This window comes from Lentisphaera profundi, assembly GCF_028728065.1.
GTDB lineage: Bacteria > Verrucomicrobiota > Lentisphaeria > Lentisphaerales > Lentisphaeraceae > Lentisphaera > Lentisphaera profundi.
On sequence record NZ_CP117811.1, the window covers coordinates 1,134,436 to 1,155,638 of the forward strand.

Below are 21,203 nucleotides of genomic sequence, written 5' to 3' on the forward strand. Positions count from 1 at the left end.
CGAGACTACTATCAAATAAAATATAAAGGGGGATTATACCGCCTCACTCCAGCGGGGAGGTGCTGCCAAACGGGCCCGGTTGCCACCGGGGGCGGATAAAAAATCATAGAATTTTCACCACCTTGAAAGGCAATTAAAGCTAAATCCATTGAAAAGAAAACTAATAATGATGAGGTCTTAAAAGAAGTTTTTATTTCCTTAAGTTCTTGATAGGAAAGAGAGTAAAACGATTAGGGAGAGCTCATTAAAGATCTTCTTGATTTCACTCAAAAAATTATTGAATATTTTTTACGTTTTATACAGAAAACATATTTGAATTCGTGCTCACAGGTGGCATAGTTCAGTTCGTTTTTCGGGCTCTTAGCTCAGTTGGTTAGAGCATCCGACTCATAATCGGACGGTCCCGGGTTCAAGTCCCTGAGGGCCCACTCGAAAACAGAAGCACTTACAGTAATGTAGGTGCTTTTTTTTGTCCAGAAAATATTGTTTTGTAGAGCTTAGCCCTCGATATAATATGTTTTTACTTCTTCTTTTGGGCGTAGATAATGCGGTTCATGGGGGTGATTTCGCGGGGGATTTCGGCCCAGCGTACGCGGTAGTCAGCGGCTTCGAGTGCGTAGGTGCGGTGAATATCGAAAGCAGTGGTGAGACCAAGAGCTGTTTGTAAGCTAAGTGGAGCAGCACAGGCTGAACGGGGATAGCAGCAGGGAAGGATTGCGAGTGGACCACCACTTTTGATTGCAATTGAAATACAGAGATCGGAGAGTGAGCCACAGGCATGGGCTGATACGATAGAGGCGCCTGGCTCGATCCAATCATCATCGATGGTTATTTTGGCCATGCGATTATCTATTTTTGATTCTATCCATGGAGCGACTGAAATTGCAATTTTTATAAGTTTTTGACGACTCTCGGGTTCTTTTTTATCTATGAGGATAACGCGTTCCACTTTTCGTTCAAAGATGGCAAAGAGCAGGCCTAATAAACCGTGACCACAGCAGAGATCTGCGACGAGTAGAGCCTTACTTGATTTTCGTATACGTTCAAAAAACTCAAAGGTCTCGAAGACTTCTTTTATGGGAAGAAAGCTCTCTTTGGCAATGGCCTGAAGAAAAGTGTCTTGTAGATTCTCTGAATTAAAATGTTTATCAGTGACATTCAAAAAGAATGAAGAAGTTGAACTCAGCCATTTCGTATTCTCGAGATTATTGAGCTGAGGAAAAAATTTAAAGCGAGAATTGGGTGCTTGGTTCACAGTAGCTTTCCTATTGTTTAACTTAATCCACGCTAATCTCTCTAAGAATCTTCGCCATACGAGAGAAGGATTTTATTATTAAGCACATTGCTTAAAGTTTTTGGTTTGTTATGTCGATCATGAAAATTTTGTGTTTTATGTCGAACAATTTAAAAGCCGCAGTGAAATCACTGCGGCTTCTTGATTTGTTATTGAAGGGGGAGTTTAGCCCGTGTTTTTCATGGCAGCAGCAATACCGGCAATAGTAGCCATAACCGCATCTTCTAAGACAGGGTCGCCATCTTGATTTTCTTTGTAGAGACGACGCATGACTTCACCCTGGAGGTAATTCAGCGTGTCGGCATAAGGGTTGCGGACTTTGATTGAAGCGCGTAAAGCAATACGATCTTCTTGGGCACTGAGGCCCGCCACAACATCTTCGGAAACGGCGATAGTTTGTTTGAGCTTATCACGTAATTCAATACCAAGGTCTTTAACATCATCATCGGCAAGTAGTTCTTCGTAATAAGCCGATACACGGTAATCAGTTTTCACTAAAACCATATCAAGCATATCCATAATGAAGTAGAAGAAAGGCCATTCCTGAATCATTTCTTGAATGAGGTCGTAATGACCTTCTTTCAGTGCTTCGTCTAAGGCTTCGCCAATGCCGAGCCAAGCAGGAAGCATTGAGCGAGTTTGAGTCCATGCAAAAATCCAAGGAATCGCACGAAGTGATTCAATGCCGCCAGATTTTTTGCGCTTGGCAGGACGACTCCCAATATGGAGACGACCGAGTTCTTGCTCTGGCGTCACTTGACGAAAGTATTTCACAAAGTTTTCACGACCGCGAACAATGTCACGATAAGCATCACAGGATGTCTTGGACATGCTGTCCATAATATCGCGCCACTCTTGTTTAGGAAGAGGTGGCTTAGCTAGGGTAGCTTGCAATACTGCAGCAATGTAGAGATGAAGGTTATAGCAGGCGGCATCAGCAGTGGAATACTTTTGCTGAATAACTTCACCTTGCTCAGTAACACGCATACGGCCAGCAACAGTACCAGGAGGCTGTGACATAAGTGCATGTTCAACAGGTCCGCCACCGCGACCGACAGAGCCACCGCGACCATGGAAAAGTGTGAGTTTCACATTATGATTTTTAGAGACTGTATGAAGAGCTTCCTGGGCAGTGTATTGGGCCCAGCTCGCAGCTAGTTTACCAGCATCTTTACCTGAGTCGGAGTAACCAATCATCACTTCTTGAGCACCATCAATATTGTTTTTGTACCAATCAATACTGAAGAGTTGCTCCATGATGTCGCCAGAGTTCTCTAAATCTTCAAGAGTTTCAAAGAGCGGAGCGACACGTAGAGGATTTTGAACACCGCATTCTTTTTGGAGGAGGTGAACGGCGAGAACATCTGAAGCGGTCCTAGCCATAGAGATGACATAAGCACCAAGAGCTTCAGGAGGCTGTTGGGCGATAGTTTTTACCGTATCAACAACTTCTTGGCATTCTTCATCAAAAGCCATGTTACTTGGCATGAGAGGGCGTTTGTTTTGAAGTTCACGAACAAGGAATTCTTGCTTTTTATCTTCAGGCCAGTCAGCGTAAGAACCTTCGCCGAGATATTCGGTAATGGCATTGATGACATTCATGTGACGTGTAGATTCTTGGCGAATATCCAAATTAAGGATATTGAGTCCAAAGCAACTCAAACGACGCATAAGATCAAGAAGACTCGCATCAGCTAAGCGCTTACCGCTTGTTTCCGCAAGAGATCTGTGGCAGATATTGAGAGCTTCACGCAGTTCTTCAATATCTTCCATGAGTGGGAGAGAGGACTTATAGACTTCGCCTTCGAGTTGAGCTTGAGCCCATTTTTTAGTTTCTAGAAAACGCGCACGGAAGGGACGTAAAAAAGCACGGTAGGGTTCATGTGCATCACCAACGATTGCTCTAAGTTCATCTGAACATGAAGTTGAGGAAATACACTGAATGGCATTGTTGATTGATTGATAGTAGAGTTCGGCAGCGGTCCAGCGATTTAATAAGCAGACACGCTCAGTGGTCTCAAATGTGACATTTGGATTTCCATCACGGTCTCCGCCCATCCATGAAGCAAATTTTATTGGTGAAGCCCAATTAGGAAGTTTTTGGCCGGTATATTTCTCGAGGATATTATCGAGTTCACGCATGAAACGCGGGATCGCATCCCAAACAGTATCTTCGATAATCGCTAGACCCCATTTAGCTTCTTCAAAAGGAGTGGGGCGAATACGACGAATTTCATCTGATTCCCAGAGAGATGTAATCAGGATAGAGAGACTATCATTCACTTCTCTGATTTCCGAAGGAGTGAGGTGGTGATGATCTTTGTTGTCGAGCAGCTGACTGATTTTAGCATGTTTATGAAGAAGAGTACGACGCTTAACCTCAGTTGGGTGAGCAGTCATAACCAATTCGATATTCATGTTGGCAATGGTGTTATTGACTTCTTCTTTAGTACGACCATCAGCGAGAAGCTGAGGAATGATTTGAGTCAGTTGCGTCAAATGCTTAGTTAAAGAATCTTCATCATAGAGCTTGAGCTCATTCATGCTGTGATGACCTTCAGTAATATTCGCCAAATTGAGGAATTGACCGAAAGCACGAGTCATGTTTTTGATTTCTTCGTTTGAGAGGGTGCGAATAAGTTCTTTGAGTTCTTTATCAGCCGCTTCGTCGTTTTTTTTGCGTGCACGCTTTGAGAGTAGTCGAATTTGCTCGAGTTTAACAAAGAATTCTTCGCCAACTTGCTCTTTAATCGTTTCGCCTAAAAGCGCACCGAGCATTTTGATATCTTGTTTGAGGGGGGATTTTTTGCTCAAAATGATGATCCTGATTTATATTTTATTAATTTCTAGCGTATGTATAGACGGATTTTAACTTATGTCACCTGTTGTGACAGACTTAAGCCCTATTATGTGCCGGGAGTGAAGCAATAAAAAGGCTTATGCCATAGAAGTATAAGCCTTTTGAAACTAGAGTTCTTTCACTGTCCAGGGAAGACCAAATTCTACGAGCATATCCATGAAAGGATCTGGATCGAGTTCTTCCATGTTAAAGACGCCTTCGCCATTCCAAATACCTTTAGCTAGTAAGGCTGTGCCAATAGCGGCAGGCACGCCTGTGGTGTATGAGATGGCTTGGGAACCAAGTTCCTCGAAACAGGCTTCGTGCTTACAGATGTTATAGATATAGATAGATTTTTCTTTACCATCTTTAGTGCCTTTGATGATATTGCCTATGCAAGTTCTACCCTGACTAGATTTGCCTAAGTCACCGGGGTTGGGTAAGACTGCTTTCAGGAATTGCAAAGGAACAATTTTCTGTCCTTGGTATTCAATTTCATCGATACGGGTCATGCCGACGTTTTGCAAGACTTCTAAATGCTTGAGGTAGTTATCTGAAAAACTCATCCAAAACTGAGCTTTTTTAATGGTCGGGATATGCTTGGTTAAAGATTCCAATTCTTCGTGATACATCCGATAAATATTAAAAGTGCCGACGCCCTCAGGACAAGTGTACTCTTGTTTTAGGGACATAGCGAGAGTTTCTACAAATTGTCCATTTTCCCAATGACGGCATTCTGCTGTAACTTCACGGATGTTGATTTCGGGATTAAAGTTTGTTGCAAAAGCTTGGCCATGATCACCGCCATTAACATCTATAATATCGAGTTCAGTGATTTCATCAAAGTGATGTTTAAGTGCCCAAGAAGTGAAGATATTGGTCACGCCAGGATCGAAACCAGAGCCGAGCAGGGCAAAAAGTCCCGCTTTTTTAAAGCGTTCTTGATAATCCCATTGCCATTTATATTCGAATCTTGCAGTGTCAAGGGGCTCGTAGTTTGCGGTGTCAACATAGTGAACGCCACATTCTAGACAAGCATCCATGATGGTTAAGTCTTGATAAGGCAGGGCCACGTTAAGGACGATGTCGGGCTTGAAGTCTTTCATGAGGGTGACTAATTCAGGGACTTTATCAGCATCCACTTGGGCAGTATCGATGGATTCTTTTGCGAGTGCCGCAATCGCATCGCATTTTGATAAAGTGCGCGAAGCCAGCATAATCTCGGAGAATGCTCCTGTTTGGATACATTTTAAGGTGGCAACTTGGCTGACGCCACCGGCGCCAATGATAAGTAATCTAGACATAATAAATTCCTTAGTTTTGAGTGTCGAGATAAGTGTATTGCTTTAAACAATTTTCGTAAAAATCTATGTGTTTCACTCCCATGCGGGATTGAATTAGGCCGGCTTTTATGTTTTTGTCGATCTCTTTTTTGATAGTTTGAGCCATCACAGCGGGGTTGTATTGCATGGTACTGAGTACGTCGCCACAAGCACCACCATGGATGACTTCATCAATGTAGAAACCACTGTCATCATCTTTATCGGCATAAACGTGGACTTCGTGTAAACGGCCAAATAAATTATGCATAACTCCCATGACATCTTGGTAAGCACCGGTGAGGAAAATCCCGATGTGGTAGGATTCCTCAGCTTTTATTTTGTGAAGTTTAATGGTTTCGGAGAGTCCCTCTGGACCTAAGAATTGCTTGATTTGACCATCGGAATCACAAGTGATATCACAGAGCTTACAATCTTCTTCAGGGACTTCATTGAGGCGTTGTAGAGGCATGATGGGCAATATTTGGTCGATGGCCCAAACGTCGGCAGCTGATTGGAAAACGGAGAAATTACAGAGGTATTGTTTAGCGCGACTCTTTTCGAGTTCTTGTAAATCTTCGGGGATGAAATCTTTTTGTTTAAGTAGAAGACTGATTTGATCCATGACTTGCCAGTAAATATTTTCAATTGCGGCCATTTGTTCTAGTTCTAAAATGCCCAGCTTGAATGCCTGCATCGATTCAGCTTTAATTTGCTTGGCATCATTGAGCATTTCCTGGCAATTATCTATGCTGAGTTCATCTAGAGTCGAACGCATATTTTGCAAGAGGTAATGATCTTTGTCAGTGGCTTCAAGAACAAAATCTTCGTGGTGTTTCTTTTTGATGTCAATGACATTGGTGACGACACAGGAATGATGTGCAGTAATAGCGCGACCACTCTCAGTCACAATGGTGGGGTGCGGGACATGTTCATCATCACAGATTTGTTTAATGGAAAGAACTAAATCCATGGCGTATTCATCTAAGCGATAATTGCGTGATGAATCCGTGCTCGAGCGACTACCATCATAATCAATAGCTAGGCCGCCACCGGCATCGATGTATTCTATATTGACACCCATTTTTGCGATCTTCGCATAAACTCGTGAACCTTCGATGATGGCTTCTTTGATAGTTTTGATGTCTGCAATCTGACTGCCCATGTGAAAATGAAGAAGTTTTACACAATCAAGCATAGCTTCATCTTCGAGGATATTAAGAGATTTAATAATTTCTAAAATGGATAAGCCAAATTTTGCTTTGTCGCCAGTGGAAGAAGCCCATTTACCACGACTCTCAGATGAAAGTTTTAAGCGCAAGCCAATGAGGGGGCGTATATTTTGCTCTCTGGAGACTTCGAGCAGTAATTTGAGTTCACTGAAATTCTCTATGACAATAAAGCATTTACGTCCCATTTTTACACCGAGTAAGCCCAGCCGCATAAAGTCGCGATCTTTATAACCATTCAGTATGGTGAGGCTATTGCTATTGGTGTTATAGGCGAGGACCGCAAGGATTTCAGGTTTGGATCCAGCCTCTAAGCCGAAATCAAATTCTTGACCTGCTTCGACGATTTCTTCGACGACTTCGCGCATCTGATTAACTTTGATGGGATAAACACCACGGTATTCACCTTGGTAATCAAGTTCTTTAATGGCCTGCTGAAACGCGAGGTTTAAGTTGCGGACTTGAGCACGGAGTACATCGTGAAAACGAATAACTAAGGGGAGGCTTAAGCCTTGAGATTTGACTTCATCAATAACATTGTTGAGTGGGATTTGTAAGCCACTTTCATCTTGAAATGGAAGTACGCAGACTTCACCCCGTTCGTTAATGTGAAAAAATGAATCAGACCAACGTTGGATATTGTACTGTTGTTGAGGATCCCAAGGCATAGAGTGATACTTATTTTGCGCGTGAAAGAAACTCGCCTGTACGCGTGTCAACTTTGATGGCTTCGCCAGATTCTAAGTATTCAGGAACTTGAATATGGAAGCCCGTTTCTAATACTGCATTTTTCGTTCTCGCCGTGGCGGAAGCTGATTTAATACAGGGATCACATTCAGTAACAGTAAGTTGAACTGTGTCGGGAAGTGTAACAGTTTTTACAATGCCGTCGATGAGTAAGGCCGTAAGTTCCATGCCTTCAACAAGGAAGTTTTTATCATCAGCAAGGAAATCTAAGTTAAGGCCGAACTGATCGTAAGTTTCCAAATCCATGAAGATATAGTTCTCGCCTTCGATGTAAGAGAATTCTACTGGGCGTTTTTCGTATTCGCCTTCTTTAAGCATTTCATCACTTTTAAAGCTATGATCAGTTTTCTGGCCAGTGATTAAATCGCGAGTACGGATTTTATAAAGAGTGCTACCACCACGAGCGGAAGGACTTTGGCAAGTAATTGTATCTACCATATGGAGTTTTCCATTGATATCTAAAACGGAATTTTTCTTGATTTTTGAAGCTTGGATCATGGCTATCTCATTTTTTGTGTTATTTAAGCTTTGATTAACTTAGCTCATCTATAGAGTTCCTAAAAGGTCAAAAAAAAAGCCCAGGTAAGAACCTAGGCTTTTAGATCTTCGAGAAGATTTATGCGAGCTCAGCAGCAGCCGTTCTAAGAAGTTCTGCAGTTCGGTCCCAATCTAAACATTTATCAGTGATTGAAACGCCGTATTTGAGGTCGCGTAAATTTGGAGGTATGGATTGGTTGCCTTCGCCGATGTTACTCTCGAGCATTACACCTTTGATTTTGCCAGGTGTTTCATTGATTTGAGCAATGATATCTTTGAGTACAGGGATTTGCTTGTTGTGATCTTTTGATGAGTTGGCATGTGAGCAGTCAACGACAATAGCAGCGTCAATTCCACGGTCTTTAATAGCGTCGACACATTGAGCAATGGATGCAGCATCGTAGTTTGGTCCATCATGTCCACCGCGTAAAACGAGGTGTCCGTGTGGATTACCAGTAGTTGAAACAACAGATGAACGACCATTTGCATCGATACCTAGAAAATGTTGTGGGAGGCGACTTGATTGAATTGCGTTGAGCGCAACTTCGAAGCTACCATCAGTACTATTCTTGAAGCCTACAGGCATGGAAAGACCACTGGCCATTTCACGGTGAGTTTGTGATTCAGTGGTACGTGCGCCAATGGCGGCCCATGAAACGAGGTCAGAGAGGTACTGAGGAACAATTGGGTCGAGAAACTCAGTAGCTGTTGCTAAACCTAGAGTAGCAATTTCGCGAAGAATCTCACGACCAAGGACTACGCCTTCTTCAATAGCATAAGAATTATTGATATGAGGATCATTGATTAAGCCTTTCCAGCCACCAATAGTTCTTGGCTTTTCGAAATAAACTCGCATAACGATAAAAATTTTATCATTGAGTTCTTTTTGGAGCTCAGTGAGACGTGTAGCGTAATCCAAAGCAATTTCTTTGCTATGAATTGAGCATGGGCCAGTGATGACCATGAGGCGTTTATCTTCGCCATTGAGGATTTTTACGATTGTATCGCGGCCGTTTTGAATTGCTTTTGCAGCTTCATCAGTTACGGGTACAGTCTCACGAATAACTGCAGGAGCAGATAAAGGTGTGATTTTAGCTATGTGTATATTATTTAAGTCGCTCATTATTTTCTCTATATAATGTTAAAAAAATTCATGCTCCTATAAAAAACCTTTTATGAGATTCGTCAAGCTCTTTGCATACAGTCTTGACAAAAGCATTGTCATTTCTATATTCACTAACTTTAAATTAACTTAGCATAATTCAGGTATAGACATAATTTATGAAGCCCAAAGACGAATGCGGTATTGCCGCAGTATATGCCCTCAAAGGCGGATTGCCCGATACAGAGACTGACCTAGGTTCCTATATCCCCCTCATGTTGCAAGACATGCAGAACCGTGGCGAGCTCTCAGCAGGCATAACAAGCTATGATCCCAATCGCAATTATTTATTAAAAACTTACAAAGCATTGGGCCAAGTCAAAGAAGCTTTTAAAATGAAACCCGCTAATGCAAGTGAAATTGAAGCTGCGACAAGCGGTTGTGCTGCCATTGGCCACGTTCGTTATGCAACTTGTGGTAAAGATGACGTTAATTATGCTCAGCCCTTTGAGCGTGAACATGGTCGCTTACATAAATGGTTTTCTTTTTGCTTCAATGGTAATATTGCCAATCATGTAGAGCTTAAAAACTATCTAGTTGAAAATAAAATGTATCATATCAATCTTGAATCAGATACTGAGATTTTGATGCATTACCTCGCACGTGAGATTGCTCAATTCGAAGATGGTGATGTTGACTACGTTCAAATCTTTAAACGTCTTGCGCACAGTTTTGATGGCGCATGGTGTTTATCAATGATTGATGCTCAGGGTGATTTAGTCGTCGCTCGTGACCCAATGGGCTTTAAGCCTCTTAGTTATGCAATCACTGATGATAAAGTTTTAGTCGCGTCTGAATCAGTAGCAATTTGGAATCGTGGTGTGGGTGATATTAAAACTCTTGAGCCAGGTTGCTTATTGCGCGTGACAAAAGATGGTGTCAAAATTGAGCGCTTTGCAGAGTCTACTCGCAAAGCTCATTGCTTCTTTGAATGGATTTACTTTTCTAACGTGGCTTCAGATATTGATGGCGTCAATGTTTATGAATCACGTGTTCGTGCAGGTGAAATGCTCGCAAAGAAAGAAACTTTAGTGATAGATGATGACACAATTGTAGTTTCGGTCCCCGACACGGCCAAGGCATCTGGTGATGCCATGGGCTTTGAGCTCGGAGCCAAAGTAGTTGAAGGTTTATTTCGTAATCGCTATGTCGGTCGTTCTTTTATTAAGTCCGGCGATAGTCGTAACAAAGTTGTTCAGCAAAAGTTCACTCCTTTACCTTCTGTGCTAAAAGGAAAGAAAGTGATTTTAGTAGAAGATTCACTCGTTCGAGGAACAACTTTAAAACATATTATTAAAGATATGAAAGAACGTGGTCAAGTTGCCGAAATTCATTTACGTATTGCTTGTCCTCCGATCTTATCTCCTTGTTTCTATGGTATTGATATGTCGACACTCAAAGAATTGTTTGCGCGTCAGTATACAGATGTTGATGCAACTGAGTCTGATTTATCTGAAGAAGTTCGTACTAAGATGGCAAATGACTTAGGTGCAGATTCATTGACTTATTTATCGCATACTGATATGGCAGAAGTTATTGATCTACCTTATGAAGATCTTTGTATTGCTTGTGTGAATAGTGATTACCCAACAGCTCAGGGTAAGAAGCTTATCGTAAAAGCTCGTGAAAATGCCGTTAAAGGCATAGAAGGACGCTCTTACTAAGAAAAAACATCTACCTATACATTTTAAAAAAAAGGACCTCTTTCGAGGTCCTTTTTTTGTTTGAGCGTATTTGACTTAGCAAAAACATTTCAAAAACTTTGTTGTTTTATGATAAAATTATCAGTTTAGATGTAGCGCAAGGCTATTTATCTTGTTTCCCATCATGATGAGAAGAGAAATTATTGTTTTAGATGATTTTAAAACTGGGTTACTATTTGTAATTTCTAAATAATCATATGATGGGAAGTTGTTTTATGTTTTATGTTAAATCAAGGTATAAATATACATGGTTTTTTATTGCGAGTTAGAAATAAATGTTCTATAACATTTGTTTATGAAGGGAAATGTCGTTTATTTAGTATGTAAAGTAAAGTAAATTAAAGAGTTATAAAAATTTGAAAAAAATAATCACATCATTAATGCTAATTATCGTTATGTTTGCGCCTGTAGATACACAAGCGCAAGGTAATAGCAATGTGGAGAGAAAAAGTAAAATCACTGTGAATCCAGATGGGTCCAAGACGATTATTATTTATAGTGTTAATGAAAGGGGCGAAGAGATTAAAACTGTTACCATTATAAAAGTAACAGAGTTTTTGGATGGCTCAAAGTTCATAAGTAAATCGGTTAAAATTTTCACTTTAGTCAAAACAGGTGAAATTTTAAGTAAATCATTTATAGAAAATTCTATCATACGTCCAAGAGTTAGTCGGTATAGACAGCTAAAAAAAACCGATGGTATCTATGTAAAAACAGATAATGGTTTAATAAATATAACTGATGGAGGAGGAGGTCCAGCAAGTCCCGACGGTCGTTAATAATTATATGTTGCCAAGCGGATCCAAACTCTACATACTAAGCGTAGCTTAAAAGACTCCAGTACTTATTACTTTTGAGTCGGGGCAGTGTTGCTAATAACCTTGGCCTTGGTGGCTCTTAGTATTCTTATTTTACAAAACGTATCCATACATACCAAATACTAAAAGTAAATAGGCAGATAATGCTTAATATGCTCCAGGTCTTCATGAGTTTTGAGGGTTTATTTTCAGCGTCAATAGTTTTACCATTGATAACTAGGTAGTTAATCAAAGCTAAAATAGGCGCAGAAACAAATGCTACCACGGTCGCTAAGGTGACGAGTTGCCCCATGTTTTTCATAAAAAAGAGAAAGATAATAATGGTTCCGGCGACTGTAATTGACAAAAAGAGGCGATAAATATTTTTAGAGTCAACTTTTCTTTCCGAGCCTTCTTTTTCATTTTTTAAGATTAAGACTGATTCATCTAGAGTACGGGGATAAGCGTCTAGGCAAGTTAAAGTCGTACTAATCATTGTGGCTAAAGCCGCAACACCAATGACGGGATAAGCCCAGCTGCCAAGTGAATCAGTGTATAGCTCGATAAGTTGACCTGCAAAGACGGTGCCTTTGGGTGAAGGTGTTTCACCGCTGCCATACATGACTAGGGCTCCTAGAGCCAAAAAGCACATGGCTAAACAAGCCGTGCCAATAAAGCCGATTTTGAAATCAAACATAGCTTGTTTTACATTAGCTTTTTTGCCTGAGCTTCTATCGGCTTCTTCGGCCCAGACAGAGTGCCATACGGTGATATCCATAGGTGCGGGCATCCATCCTAAGAAAGCGGCCAAGAATAGGGCATCACTGAGATTGCCAAACTGGAATACAGGAGCAGCAACTTCCTGTGCGTCATTAGTTCCTTTGAATAAAATAGCGAGAAGTGCAAAAATAGTGGTTACAGTCAAAGTCAAAATGACGATTTTCATCAGCTTGTCTAAAAGGCTGTATTTACCAAAAAATAAAACACTTGCGGCAATAAGTAGGACAATGATAGCTGCGTAATTGGTCGGTATGCTAGAACCAAAGATTTTGAGTGCTAGCGAGGCGGTTACAATGGTTACGGCTGATTGGATCAAGCACATAGTGATAATAGTCATGCCCATATAGGTGAAGAGGGCCCATTTTCCGAGGGCACGGTAACCATGAAGAATATTTTTGCCTGTGATAGCTGTGTATTGGGGACCAAATTTATAAAAGGGATATTTTATAATATGTATAAGAGGGATGAAAATTAATAGTAGAAAACCGTAAACGGCTCCAGCTTTAGTGGCCGAGACTAAATGAGATACCCCAACGGCTGCACCAGCATACATGAGTCCTGGCCCGAGGTTTTTAAGGATTTGATTGAATTTTGTGAACATTATAATTGTGCTTAAGGTTAAAGGATTAAAATTTTAATTACCATAATGAGTTGTTGTGAAAGAGAATATTCTTACTCGGAAACCGAAAAAACTCATTTATTTTAAAATGAAGAAGATATTTTTACTTATCTATAAAGAGTCATTGTCATGAAGTTCATTCTTGACACATGCTTTACAGCGCTTTCATGGCTTCGACTTGTTTGCGTATGTATTGCGCGGCATTTCTACAGGTAGACATACTGCCAGGGCCAGTGCCGATGCGAGGCGCAACTTCCATAAGGTCGGAAGCAATGATTGAAATACCTTGCTTCGGCAGTTCTTCAATTAAAGTATTGATATGATGGGGATAGAGACCATTTGGGATTGTGTGACCACAGGCAGGTGCTAAAGAGCTATCACTAGCTGATATATCATTTGAGAGGTACACCTGATTAATTCCTAGCGCTAAGAGTTTTTTACAGCAGTCCAATGCGTAGGCTTTAGGGGCACTTTGTAATGTCTCGCGACCGGTCAAGGTTTTTTGGCCATAGTTTAAATTTTTATTATCGCGTACACCTATTTGGATTACATGCTCTGGGCTAATGAAATGATTCATTAAATTGTAGAGCCAGGTACTATTGGTGATATCGATACCACAAAAATGTTTATCCGTATCACTATGAGCATCAAAATGTATGAGGCCGATTTTTTCATTAGTTTTAATTTGAACTAAACTTTTTGCCATTGCCCATGAACCACTTTGGTCCCCGCCAATCATGAGAAATTTCATGCTTGGTTTGATGAGTAAAATGTGGCGGATTAATTCGCAGCACATTTCAATTGGTGAGACGGGCATTTGTTTACGTGAATCGGGTTCCATTTCGGGGTATAAGGCTGCTTGAGAGAGGGTAATCTGTTGATCATTTAAAAGCTCATCAGATAAAAATTGAGGTATGACATTGAGGTTACCTAGATCAAAAGCAGGAGCAGAAAAGAGCGCTTTTCTTATGGCATCAGGCGCTTCTGATGCACCACGAGTCGTGGAAGACCCCGCATCTGACGGGAAGCCAAACATACATATGTCGTGATTGATGATGTCGTTTAAGTGTTCATTCCAGGACGTCTGAAGGTTTGGCATCCATGACTTGAGCATATGTGGATCGTTGTCACCTGGAGAACGAAGCAATTGTTTAATGATATCTAAAGACTTTTCCATGATGCTTCGCTCAAAATTAAAAAATAAATATAGATGTTTTTTATTGAGCTACTAGCTGAGGAGAAGCTATTAGGAAATAGTTTAAGGCTGATTTGTGTGAAATTTTTATAAAAAAGTGATTGAAGCTTTTTTAGTTTGTCAGTATTGGTTTATGTTTATGATAATTTAAAGAGTTACTACTAAGGATAGATATAATTTCAGAAGCTAGCAAAATAGAGCTTTTTGGAAAGCACCAAAAATACGGTGGGCCTATTGCTGATTTTACTGCGGGCGATTAGCTGTATGATTCTATTATCCTTAGTACATCTGCAAGTAGAGCTCTGTAGTCGTGGTTTTGTTTAAGTTTATAATAATAATTAATTTGGTTTAAAATGAATATAGATATAGAGAAGTTGAATGCAGAGATGCGTCATGCCCATCCTTCAGAAATCATAAAAAAAGCAATTGAGATTGGCGGTGACCGTCCCATGGTTTCGACTAATTTCCGTCCTTTGGAAGCAGTCGTATTGGATATGGCAACAAAAGTGAAAAATGATATATCTATTGTATGGGTTGACTCAGGCTTTATGATGCCTCAGACCTACGCATTTGCAGAGAAAACAATTCAAGAACTAAAACTCAATATCAATGTTTTTGTTCCAAAAATGACTGCGGCTCGCTTTGGTGGAGATGCAGCGATTCCAAGTGCAGAGCAAGAAGAAGAACTTGCGGCGTTCGCAGATATCTTCAAATTAGAGCCTTTTCGTAGGGCCTTAACAGAAGTGAACCCTAGCTTATGGTTTACAAGTTTGCGTCAGGAGCAGAATCAGAATCGCGCGGCTATGGATATTTTTGATATGGACTCAAGTGGCATGTTAAAGTGTAATCCAGTATTCTACTGGAGTGAATCCGATATGGAAACATATATAGAAGAACAGGCTTTGCCCGATGAGCAGCGTTACTTTGACCCCACTAAGCCTTCACTCAATCATGAGTGTGGACTTCACAAAAGCGGTTTTTTAAAGTAGTTAGTAGCTAAATAGACAATAAAAAAGCTCCGTGTATAAACGGAGCTTTTTTGTGGCCACTGAACTTTTTATTCGCCTTCTAAAATTTTATCTAAGCGAAAAATTTCACTCTGCGTTTGAGTGATTTTAATTTCAATTTCTTGACGTTGAGCCGCAATGCCTTCAAAGTTTTTACGTACAGCTAAACCTGTTGAAGTACGTTCGAGTAATTCTGTTTCAAGTTCTTTGATATAAACTTTTGTTTTGTCGACAACTTTTTGGATATATTCGCCTATATCTTTATTTACTTCGATTGTACTGGCGTCGACTTCTCGAGCTTCTTGGTCTTCAATATTCTTGTCGAGTTTTACTTTTTGATTAGAGAAGCGGATATAACGTTTCTTTTCTCGTACTAAACGACGAATTAAGAAACCTTCACGCTGCATGATTTTAGTTAAATCTTCTTTTATATCAAAATAAGTACCTTCAAGTTTGTCTGATTGTTTTTCGAGAACGCGTAAAAAAGCTCTTTGTTCTTTAAGTTGAGCTTTGGCGTCGAGTTGTTCGGGTGTATACGATTGACAAGAAAAGAGGAATACTAGCACAAAAATAGGCAATATTGACTTGAGCGACATGGGGTTAAACCTTAATATGAAATTTTATTTGGCCTACAATAGTTGATTGCTTGCTTACGTCAACTACAGAAGTCGTAGACCTTGCATACTTGCGCCATTTGCTTCACATCATGAACACGCATTATGTGCGCACCATGCTGTATTCCTACGCAAAGACTAGCAGCGGTTCCCCAGACTCTTTCTTGGGCATCTGTTTCATCAAGGATGTGGCCAATAAAAGATTTTCTCGAAGTGCCCAAGAGCATAGGGTAGCCTAGTGAATGAAAATCAGAGAGTCTTTTCATGATTTCAATATTTTGTTCAGCGGTCTTGCTAAAGCCAATGCCAGGATCTAAAACCAGCTGATTTTTATTGAGTCCTAAATCTAAGAGTTGAGTCATACTTTGATTTAATTCGTCTTTTACGTCATCAATCAAATCTTTGTATTTACACAAATTTTGCATATTATCAGGAGTACCTCGCATGTGCATCACGGCACAGCCAGCATCCAATGCTTTGGCTACATTAGCCATTTCAGGATCTAATTGAAATCCACTGACATCATTGATGATATTAGCGCCCGCCAATAAAGCTTGTTTAGCCACTTCAGCTTTTGTTGTATCAATACTGATGGCCACCGTATTCTTTGCTCTTAAGGCCTGAATCAATGGGATTGTACGTTTTAATTCTTCATTCAGGTTTACTCGTTCTGATCCGGGTCGAGTTGATTCGCCACCAATATCAATGATATCGGCGCCATCTTCTGCCATCTTTAATGAGTGCTCTAAGGCTTTTTCTAAAGAGTAGAATTGGCCGCCATCAGAGAAAGAATCAGGAGTTGAATTTAGAATCCCCATGATTAAAGTTCTCTCGCCAAGGAGGAGTTTTTTATTTCGGCAGTGCCATGTAAATGTTTTTCTTTTCATAAAATTCAATATTTTGCTCCTTAATAGGAGTATAAGCTGTGTCACCTAGGTTGTAAATAAAATCAGATTTATTAAGTTCAATCTAATTTATAAATACAAAAAACAAGGAAGATCGATGAAAAATAGTAAATCTTACTCATTGTTAGAAGAATTGGCCGCGAATCCCTATGACTTAACTCAAGCAAAAGCACTAGAAGGACGTTTTGCGTCTATGAAAGCGAGTGTTATGGGAATCGATTATGTCTATGCCTGCCAAAGAGTGAATGATGACGTCGTCGATGCACTTCAAAAATTAGCAGATGAAACAGCTGCAGTTTCACAATTTTCGCGTATGATGGGTGGCGAAAAGATGAATAAGATTGATGGTTTTGAATGCGAAGATCGTCAAGTACTCCATACGGCAATGCGCGACGTCTTTGATGACTTGCCAGAAGGCTTTCTTTCCGATACTGAAGCGGTAGCAGGTGCAAAGACTGAGATTGCCAAGTTAAAAGTTTTTTGTGATGAAATCGAAAATGGTGCAATCACCAATGCCAAGGGTGAAAAATTCAAAGAAATGATCCTCGTTGGTATCGGTGGATCTGACCTCGGACCTCGTGCCGTTTATTTGGCTTTAAAAGCTTTTGCAGTAGAAGGACGTAAAGTTCACTTTATCTCTAATGTTGATCCCGATGATGCCGCTGCGGTTCTAAAAGATGCCGATCTTGAGCGCAGCCTTGTCTGTGTCATTTCTAAGTCTGGTTCAACTTTAGAGACTTTAACCAATGAAACACTCGTGGCTTCCAACTTTGAAGCGGCAGGCTTAAATACTAAAGATCACTTTGTTTGTGTGACGGGCAAAGACAGTCCCATGGATAATCCTGCTAAGTATCTTCGTTCATTCTATATGTTTGACTATGTTGGCGGACGTTACAGTGTGACTTCCATGGTCGGTGCCGTAATGCTTTCTTTTGGTATTGGTTTTGATAACTTCATGGGCTTTCTTCGCGGAGCTCGCAAAATCGACCTCAATTCACAGGAGCGCGACGTTCGCAAAAATGTTTCTTTGTTGATGGCTCTTATTGGAATTTGGAATAGAAACCTACTCGATCACGAAACTTTAGCAGTATTACCTTATTCGCAGGCTTTAAGTCGTTTTGCGGCTCATTTACAGCAATGTGACATGGAGAGTAATGGTAAGCGCATTAACCGTCAGGGTGAAGCGGTTGATTTTGCCACGGGTCCGATTGTTTGGGGTGAGCCAGGAACAAATGGTCAGCATGCTTTCTATCAACTTATTCACCAAAGTGAAACTGTGGTACCTTGTGATTTTATTGGTTTTGCTAAATCGCAATATCAAAAAGACCTAGATGTCAAAGGTACAAGCTCACAGCAGAAACTATTAGCTAACCTAATTGCACAATCTATTGGCTTAGCCACGGGTAAGACTTCTGAAAACCCAAATCAAGTCTTCCCAGGTAATCGTCCAAATTCAATGCTTTTTGCTGAACAGCTTACGCCTGAAGTTATGGGGGCATTACTCGCGCTTTACGAAAATAAAATTGCCTTCCAGGGCTTTATTTGGAATATCAATTCCTTTGATCAAGAGGGTGTTCAATTGGGTAAAGTCTTAGCTAATGAGATCATCGATATCTTTACTGGAAAAGATGTCGAAGCGATTAATGCTAAAGAGTATTTGAAAACTTTAGGACTCTAAGATTTAAGAGTACTTATAAAGTAGAGCTTGATTGAAGCTCTGCTCGTTTTTGAGAAAGTCCTCCCTATGGAGGACTTTTTTCTTGCTGTGAGGCGATAGCCCGGCATGTAAATAGAGGGGTGATTGAGTATGAAAAGACTAAGGCTAATACGAAAATGAATGGCTTGAGCTGATGCCGAGCTAGTACCCAGCTTATTATTGCTATTTTATTTGTGATTTTTCGTGTTTTTAAGTTTAAATTGGCGTGGGGTCATGTTCATGACGCGCTTGAATTCCTTGGTGAAATAACTCTGGTCACAGAAGCCGCATTCCAGGGCTATATCGGATAAGTCATAATTTAAATCGAGTAATTCACAAGCGTGATCAATGCGCAGTTTTTTGATGAATTGAGTGGGGCTACAGCCAAAATATTTTTTAAATTTACGTTCAAAAGTACTGACACTCATAGCACTTTGGTAGGCTATATCTTGGATGTTAAGTGATTTTTTGAAATTTTTCTGAAGGAAAGAGACTGTGTTCTTGAATTCATTATAAGGTTCAATACTCTCTTTAGTCATTTTTATATCTCGACTCAAGCCTTCGATACCTACTATTTCGCCAGTATTATTACGGAGTGGAGCTTTTGTGGTCTGAAACCATTTTACGTTGCCTTGGCCATCACCGACAAGCTCAATTTTACTCGGTACAGATAAGCCACTACTTAAAATATTTAGGTCATCAATACGATGTTTTTCGGCTAAGTCTTGGCGTTGAATATCGAAGTCACTTTTACCTAGGATGTCGCTGCTGTTATTCATGTGAAAATGCTTCAATAAAGTGTTGTCCACACAGACAAAAATCCCTTTCGTATCTTTGGCAAAATAAAAGGAATCAATTTGTTCAGTGAGTAGATTGCTTGGTAGCGGGCAGTTGTTTTCCTTATAAAAACTTTTCAAGTAAGCAAGATCTTTATTCATTAGCTATCTCTCTTTATTTATGCTTCATAATAAATAGCTTGTAGTCTCTATTTATGCAATCATTTTTTTTAAAGATTGCTTAAATTATTATAAAAATTGAAAATCCTGTTATATCACTTTCCCTAAAAGTGTCTTAAACTTAATCAACTTAAAGAAATCCGGAGATAGATCTTAGATGAAGCAAGATGTAAAAATAGCATACGAAATTCGCGGTGAAGGTGAGCCTTTAATTTTAATTATGGGTTTAAGTGCTCGTGGAGCTTTTTGGGAAGATCATATTTTAGAGTATGAGAAACATTTTAAATGTATTATCATCGATAATCGCGGCGCAGGAGACTCGGATAAACCGGAAGGCCCTTACACGAGTAGAATGATGGCCGACGATACTGCAGGTCTCATTAAAGAATTAAACTTAGGCAAATGCCATGTCGCAGGAATCTCCATGGGTGGAATCATTGCTCAAGAACTTGCGATCAATTATCCAGAGATGATTCAGTCTTTAGTGATTATTAGTAGCTGGGCAAAATGTGATGCTTATGCGCTACAGGTATTTGATCATTTCAAGGACATGAGAAAAATTGCGACTCCCGCAGATTTCATGAAGTTGCTTCAGTTATGGATTTTTGCACCACCATTTTTCGCAAATCCTGATTGCGCGGAAGCCATTATTGAAGGGCAGGAGACCGCTCACGAAAACCATATGGAACTTCACGCTTTCTCAGCACAGGCAGATGCCTGCATGGCTCACGATTCTATTTCACGAGTTTCCGCGCTAAGTCAGTTTCCGACACTAATCACGGTGGGAGAGCAAGATATTTTCACCCCAGTTAAGTTTTCACAAGAGCTCAATCAGCTTATCGAGGGTTCAGAATTAAAGATCTACCCAGGAACGGGACATGCGCATCACTGGGAAGTCCTCGAAGACTTCAATCGTGATACGACAGAATTTATGTTAAAACATTCAAAGAAATAAGGATATAAAATGACTAAAATTAAAATTGCAAGTGAGCACTACGCATGGGTAATGGCGGGATGTATTAATCCAGACGAACCCTACACAGATAAAATTGGTCACATGGCAAAAATTTGTGGTGAAGCAGGCTTCGAAGGTTTCGAGCCGATTGATAAATTTATGTATAGTTCTTATGATGGAAAAGTTCTTCAGGCAGAAATGAAAGAAGCTGGTATTGAACTTTCTTCAGTTGTACTTCTCGATGATTGGCTCAATCCACAAGAAACGGACGCGGAACGTATCGCATCAGATAAATTGATCGACTTCTTGGCGACTTATTTCCCCGATGCAGTAATGATGCTCTGCCAGATGCCGACCACTCGTGAAGATGATACTCTCATTGAGCGTCAAGATAATCTCATCTCCTGTATCAATGAAATTTCTCGTCGTGCAGTAGCTAAGGGCATTAAGTGCTCCTACCACCCGAACTCTCCTGAGTCATCTATTTGGCGTACACAATCAGATTATGATCGCTTATTACCGATGCTCGATTCAAAAGTAATTGGTTGGACTCCGGATGTAGGTCACATGGCGTACACGGATATGAATCCAGTACAAATGATGCGCGATCATCGTGCCCTCGTTAATCATGTTCATTACAAAGATATGCATAAAGACAAGTCTTGGGCACTTATGGGCGAAGGTACTGTCGACTTCAAAACTCTTACACAAGACCTTGTAGACACTAATTTCGAAGGCTGGATTATCGTTGAAGACGAGTGTGAGCGTTCGGTTAATGAACCTGATCAAGTAACAATCGAATGTGGAGAGTACACAAAAAATGTACTTGTACCCATTATCCAAGGATAA

General features: G+C 40.3%; 17 protein-coding genes and 1 tRNA gene. 7 read left to right on the forward strand and 11 right to left on the reverse strand.

Annotated elements, in window-relative coordinates:
- Positions 1-354 precede the first annotated feature (354 nt).
- Positions 355-428 (forward strand) — tRNA-Ile (locus PQO03_RS04655).
- Positions 429-520: 92 nt separating this feature from the next.
- On the opposite strand, the gene PQO03_RS04660 is transcribed toward PQO03_RS04655, so the two are convergent.
- From PQO03_RS04660 to PQO03_RS04685, 6 genes are all read right to left on the reverse strand, one after another.
- Positions 521-1,255: a methyltransferase gene (locus tag PQO03_RS04660; RefSeq protein WP_274151500.1), complete on the reverse strand. Its 735-nt coding sequence runs from the start codon at positions 1,253-1,255 to the stop codon at positions 521-523.
- Between the two features lie 204 nt (positions 1,256-1,459).
- The gene (gene ppc / locus PQO03_RS04665; protein ID WP_274151502.1) at positions 1,460-4,108 is read right to left on the reverse strand and encodes a phosphoenolpyruvate carboxylase; all 2,649 of its coding nucleotides are present in this window, start codon (positions 4,106-4,108) and stop codon (positions 1,460-1,462) included.
- 153 nt (positions 4,109-4,261) lie between these two features.
- The gene (locus PQO03_RS04670; RefSeq protein WP_274151504.1) at positions 4,262-5,437 is read right to left on the reverse strand and encodes a saccharopine dehydrogenase family protein; all 1,176 of its coding nucleotides are present in this window, start codon (positions 5,435-5,437) and stop codon (positions 4,262-4,264) included.
- A 10-nt stretch (positions 5,438-5,447) separates the two neighbouring features.
- Complete coding sequence (gene speA, locus PQO03_RS04675) at positions 5,448-7,349, reverse strand: biosynthetic arginine decarboxylase (protein ID WP_274151506.1); 1,902 nt, start codon at positions 7,347-7,349, stop codon at positions 5,448-5,450.
- 10 nt (positions 7,350-7,359) lie between these two features.
- Positions 7,360-7,926, reverse strand: a complete 567-nt coding sequence (gene efpL / locus PQO03_RS04680) for an elongation factor P-like protein EfpL (protein ID WP_274151508.1) — start codon at positions 7,924-7,926, stop codon at positions 7,360-7,362.
- A 118-nt stretch (positions 7,927-8,044) separates the two neighbouring features.
- Complete coding sequence (locus PQO03_RS04685) at positions 8,045-9,088, reverse strand: 3-deoxy-7-phosphoheptulonate synthase (protein ID WP_274151510.1); 1,044 nt, start codon at positions 9,086-9,088, stop codon at positions 8,045-8,047.
- Between the two features lie 158 nt (positions 9,089-9,246).
- Here PQO03_RS04685 and PQO03_RS04690 point away from each other — a divergent pair, with 158 nt between their 5' ends.
- Both PQO03_RS04690 and PQO03_RS04695 read left to right on the forward strand, forming a co-directional pair.
- The gene (locus tag PQO03_RS04690; protein ID WP_274151513.1) at positions 9,247-10,791 is read left to right on the forward strand and encodes an amidophosphoribosyltransferase; all 1,545 of its coding nucleotides are present in this window, start codon (positions 9,247-9,249) and stop codon (positions 10,789-10,791) included.
- Between the two features lie 395 nt (positions 10,792-11,186).
- A complete protein-coding gene (locus tag PQO03_RS04695) occupies positions 11,187-11,609 on the forward strand; it encodes a hypothetical protein (RefSeq protein ID WP_274151514.1) in 423 nt (140 codons plus the stop codon).
- Positions 11,610-11,736: 127 nt separating this feature from the next.
- On the opposite strand, the gene PQO03_RS04700 is transcribed toward PQO03_RS04695, so the two are convergent.
- Positions 11,737-13,008, reverse strand: coding sequence for an NRAMP family divalent metal transporter (locus PQO03_RS04700; protein ID WP_274151516.1), 1,272 nt, complete (start codon positions 13,006-13,008; stop codon positions 11,737-11,739).
- Positions 13,009-13,180: 172 nt separating this feature from the next.
- Complete coding sequence (locus PQO03_RS04705; protein ID WP_274151518.1) at positions 13,181-14,203, reverse strand: arginase family protein; 1,023 nt, start codon at positions 14,201-14,203, stop codon at positions 13,181-13,183.
- A 371-nt stretch (positions 14,204-14,574) separates the two neighbouring features.
- On the opposite strand from PQO03_RS04705, the gene PQO03_RS04710 reads away from it, so the two are divergent.
- A complete protein-coding gene (locus PQO03_RS04710; protein WP_274151520.1) occupies positions 14,575-15,210 on the forward strand; it encodes a phosphoadenosine phosphosulfate reductase domain-containing protein in 636 nt (211 codons plus the stop codon).
- Positions 15,211-15,278: 68 nt separating this feature from the next.
- On the opposite strand, the gene PQO03_RS04715 is transcribed toward PQO03_RS04710, so the two are convergent.
- On the reverse strand, positions 15,279-15,824 hold the full coding sequence (locus PQO03_RS04715) for a hypothetical protein (protein WP_274151522.1): 546 nt from the start codon (positions 15,822-15,824) through the stop codon (positions 15,279-15,281).
- A gap of 59 nt (positions 15,825-15,883) precedes the next feature.
- Positions 15,884-16,729, reverse strand: coding sequence for a dihydropteroate synthase (folP, locus tag PQO03_RS04720; protein ID WP_274151809.1), 846 nt, complete (start codon positions 16,727-16,729; stop codon positions 15,884-15,886).
- Between the two features lie 115 nt (positions 16,730-16,844).
- On the opposite strand from folP, the gene PQO03_RS04725 reads away from it, so the two are divergent.
- On the forward strand, positions 16,845-18,425 hold the full coding sequence (locus tag PQO03_RS04725) for a glucose-6-phosphate isomerase (RefSeq protein WP_274151524.1): 1,581 nt from the start codon (positions 16,845-16,847) through the stop codon (positions 18,423-18,425).
- A 206-nt stretch (positions 18,426-18,631) separates the two neighbouring features.
- Here the strand turns inward: PQO03_RS04725 and PQO03_RS04730 are convergent, their stop codons facing one another.
- Complete coding sequence (locus PQO03_RS04730; protein ID WP_274151525.1) at positions 18,632-19,381, reverse strand: AraC family transcriptional regulator; 750 nt, start codon at positions 19,379-19,381, stop codon at positions 18,632-18,634.
- 175 nt (positions 19,382-19,556) lie between these two features.
- Between PQO03_RS04730 and PQO03_RS04735 the strand changes: the two genes are divergently transcribed.
- The gene (locus tag PQO03_RS04735; protein ID WP_274151527.1) at positions 19,557-20,354 is read left to right on the forward strand and encodes an alpha/beta fold hydrolase; all 798 of its coding nucleotides are present in this window, start codon (positions 19,557-19,559) and stop codon (positions 20,352-20,354) included.
- A 9-nt stretch (positions 20,355-20,363) separates the two neighbouring features.
- Positions 20,364-21,203: a sugar phosphate isomerase/epimerase family protein gene (locus PQO03_RS04740; protein WP_274151529.1), complete on the forward strand. Its 840-nt coding sequence runs from the start codon at positions 20,364-20,366 to the stop codon at positions 21,201-21,203.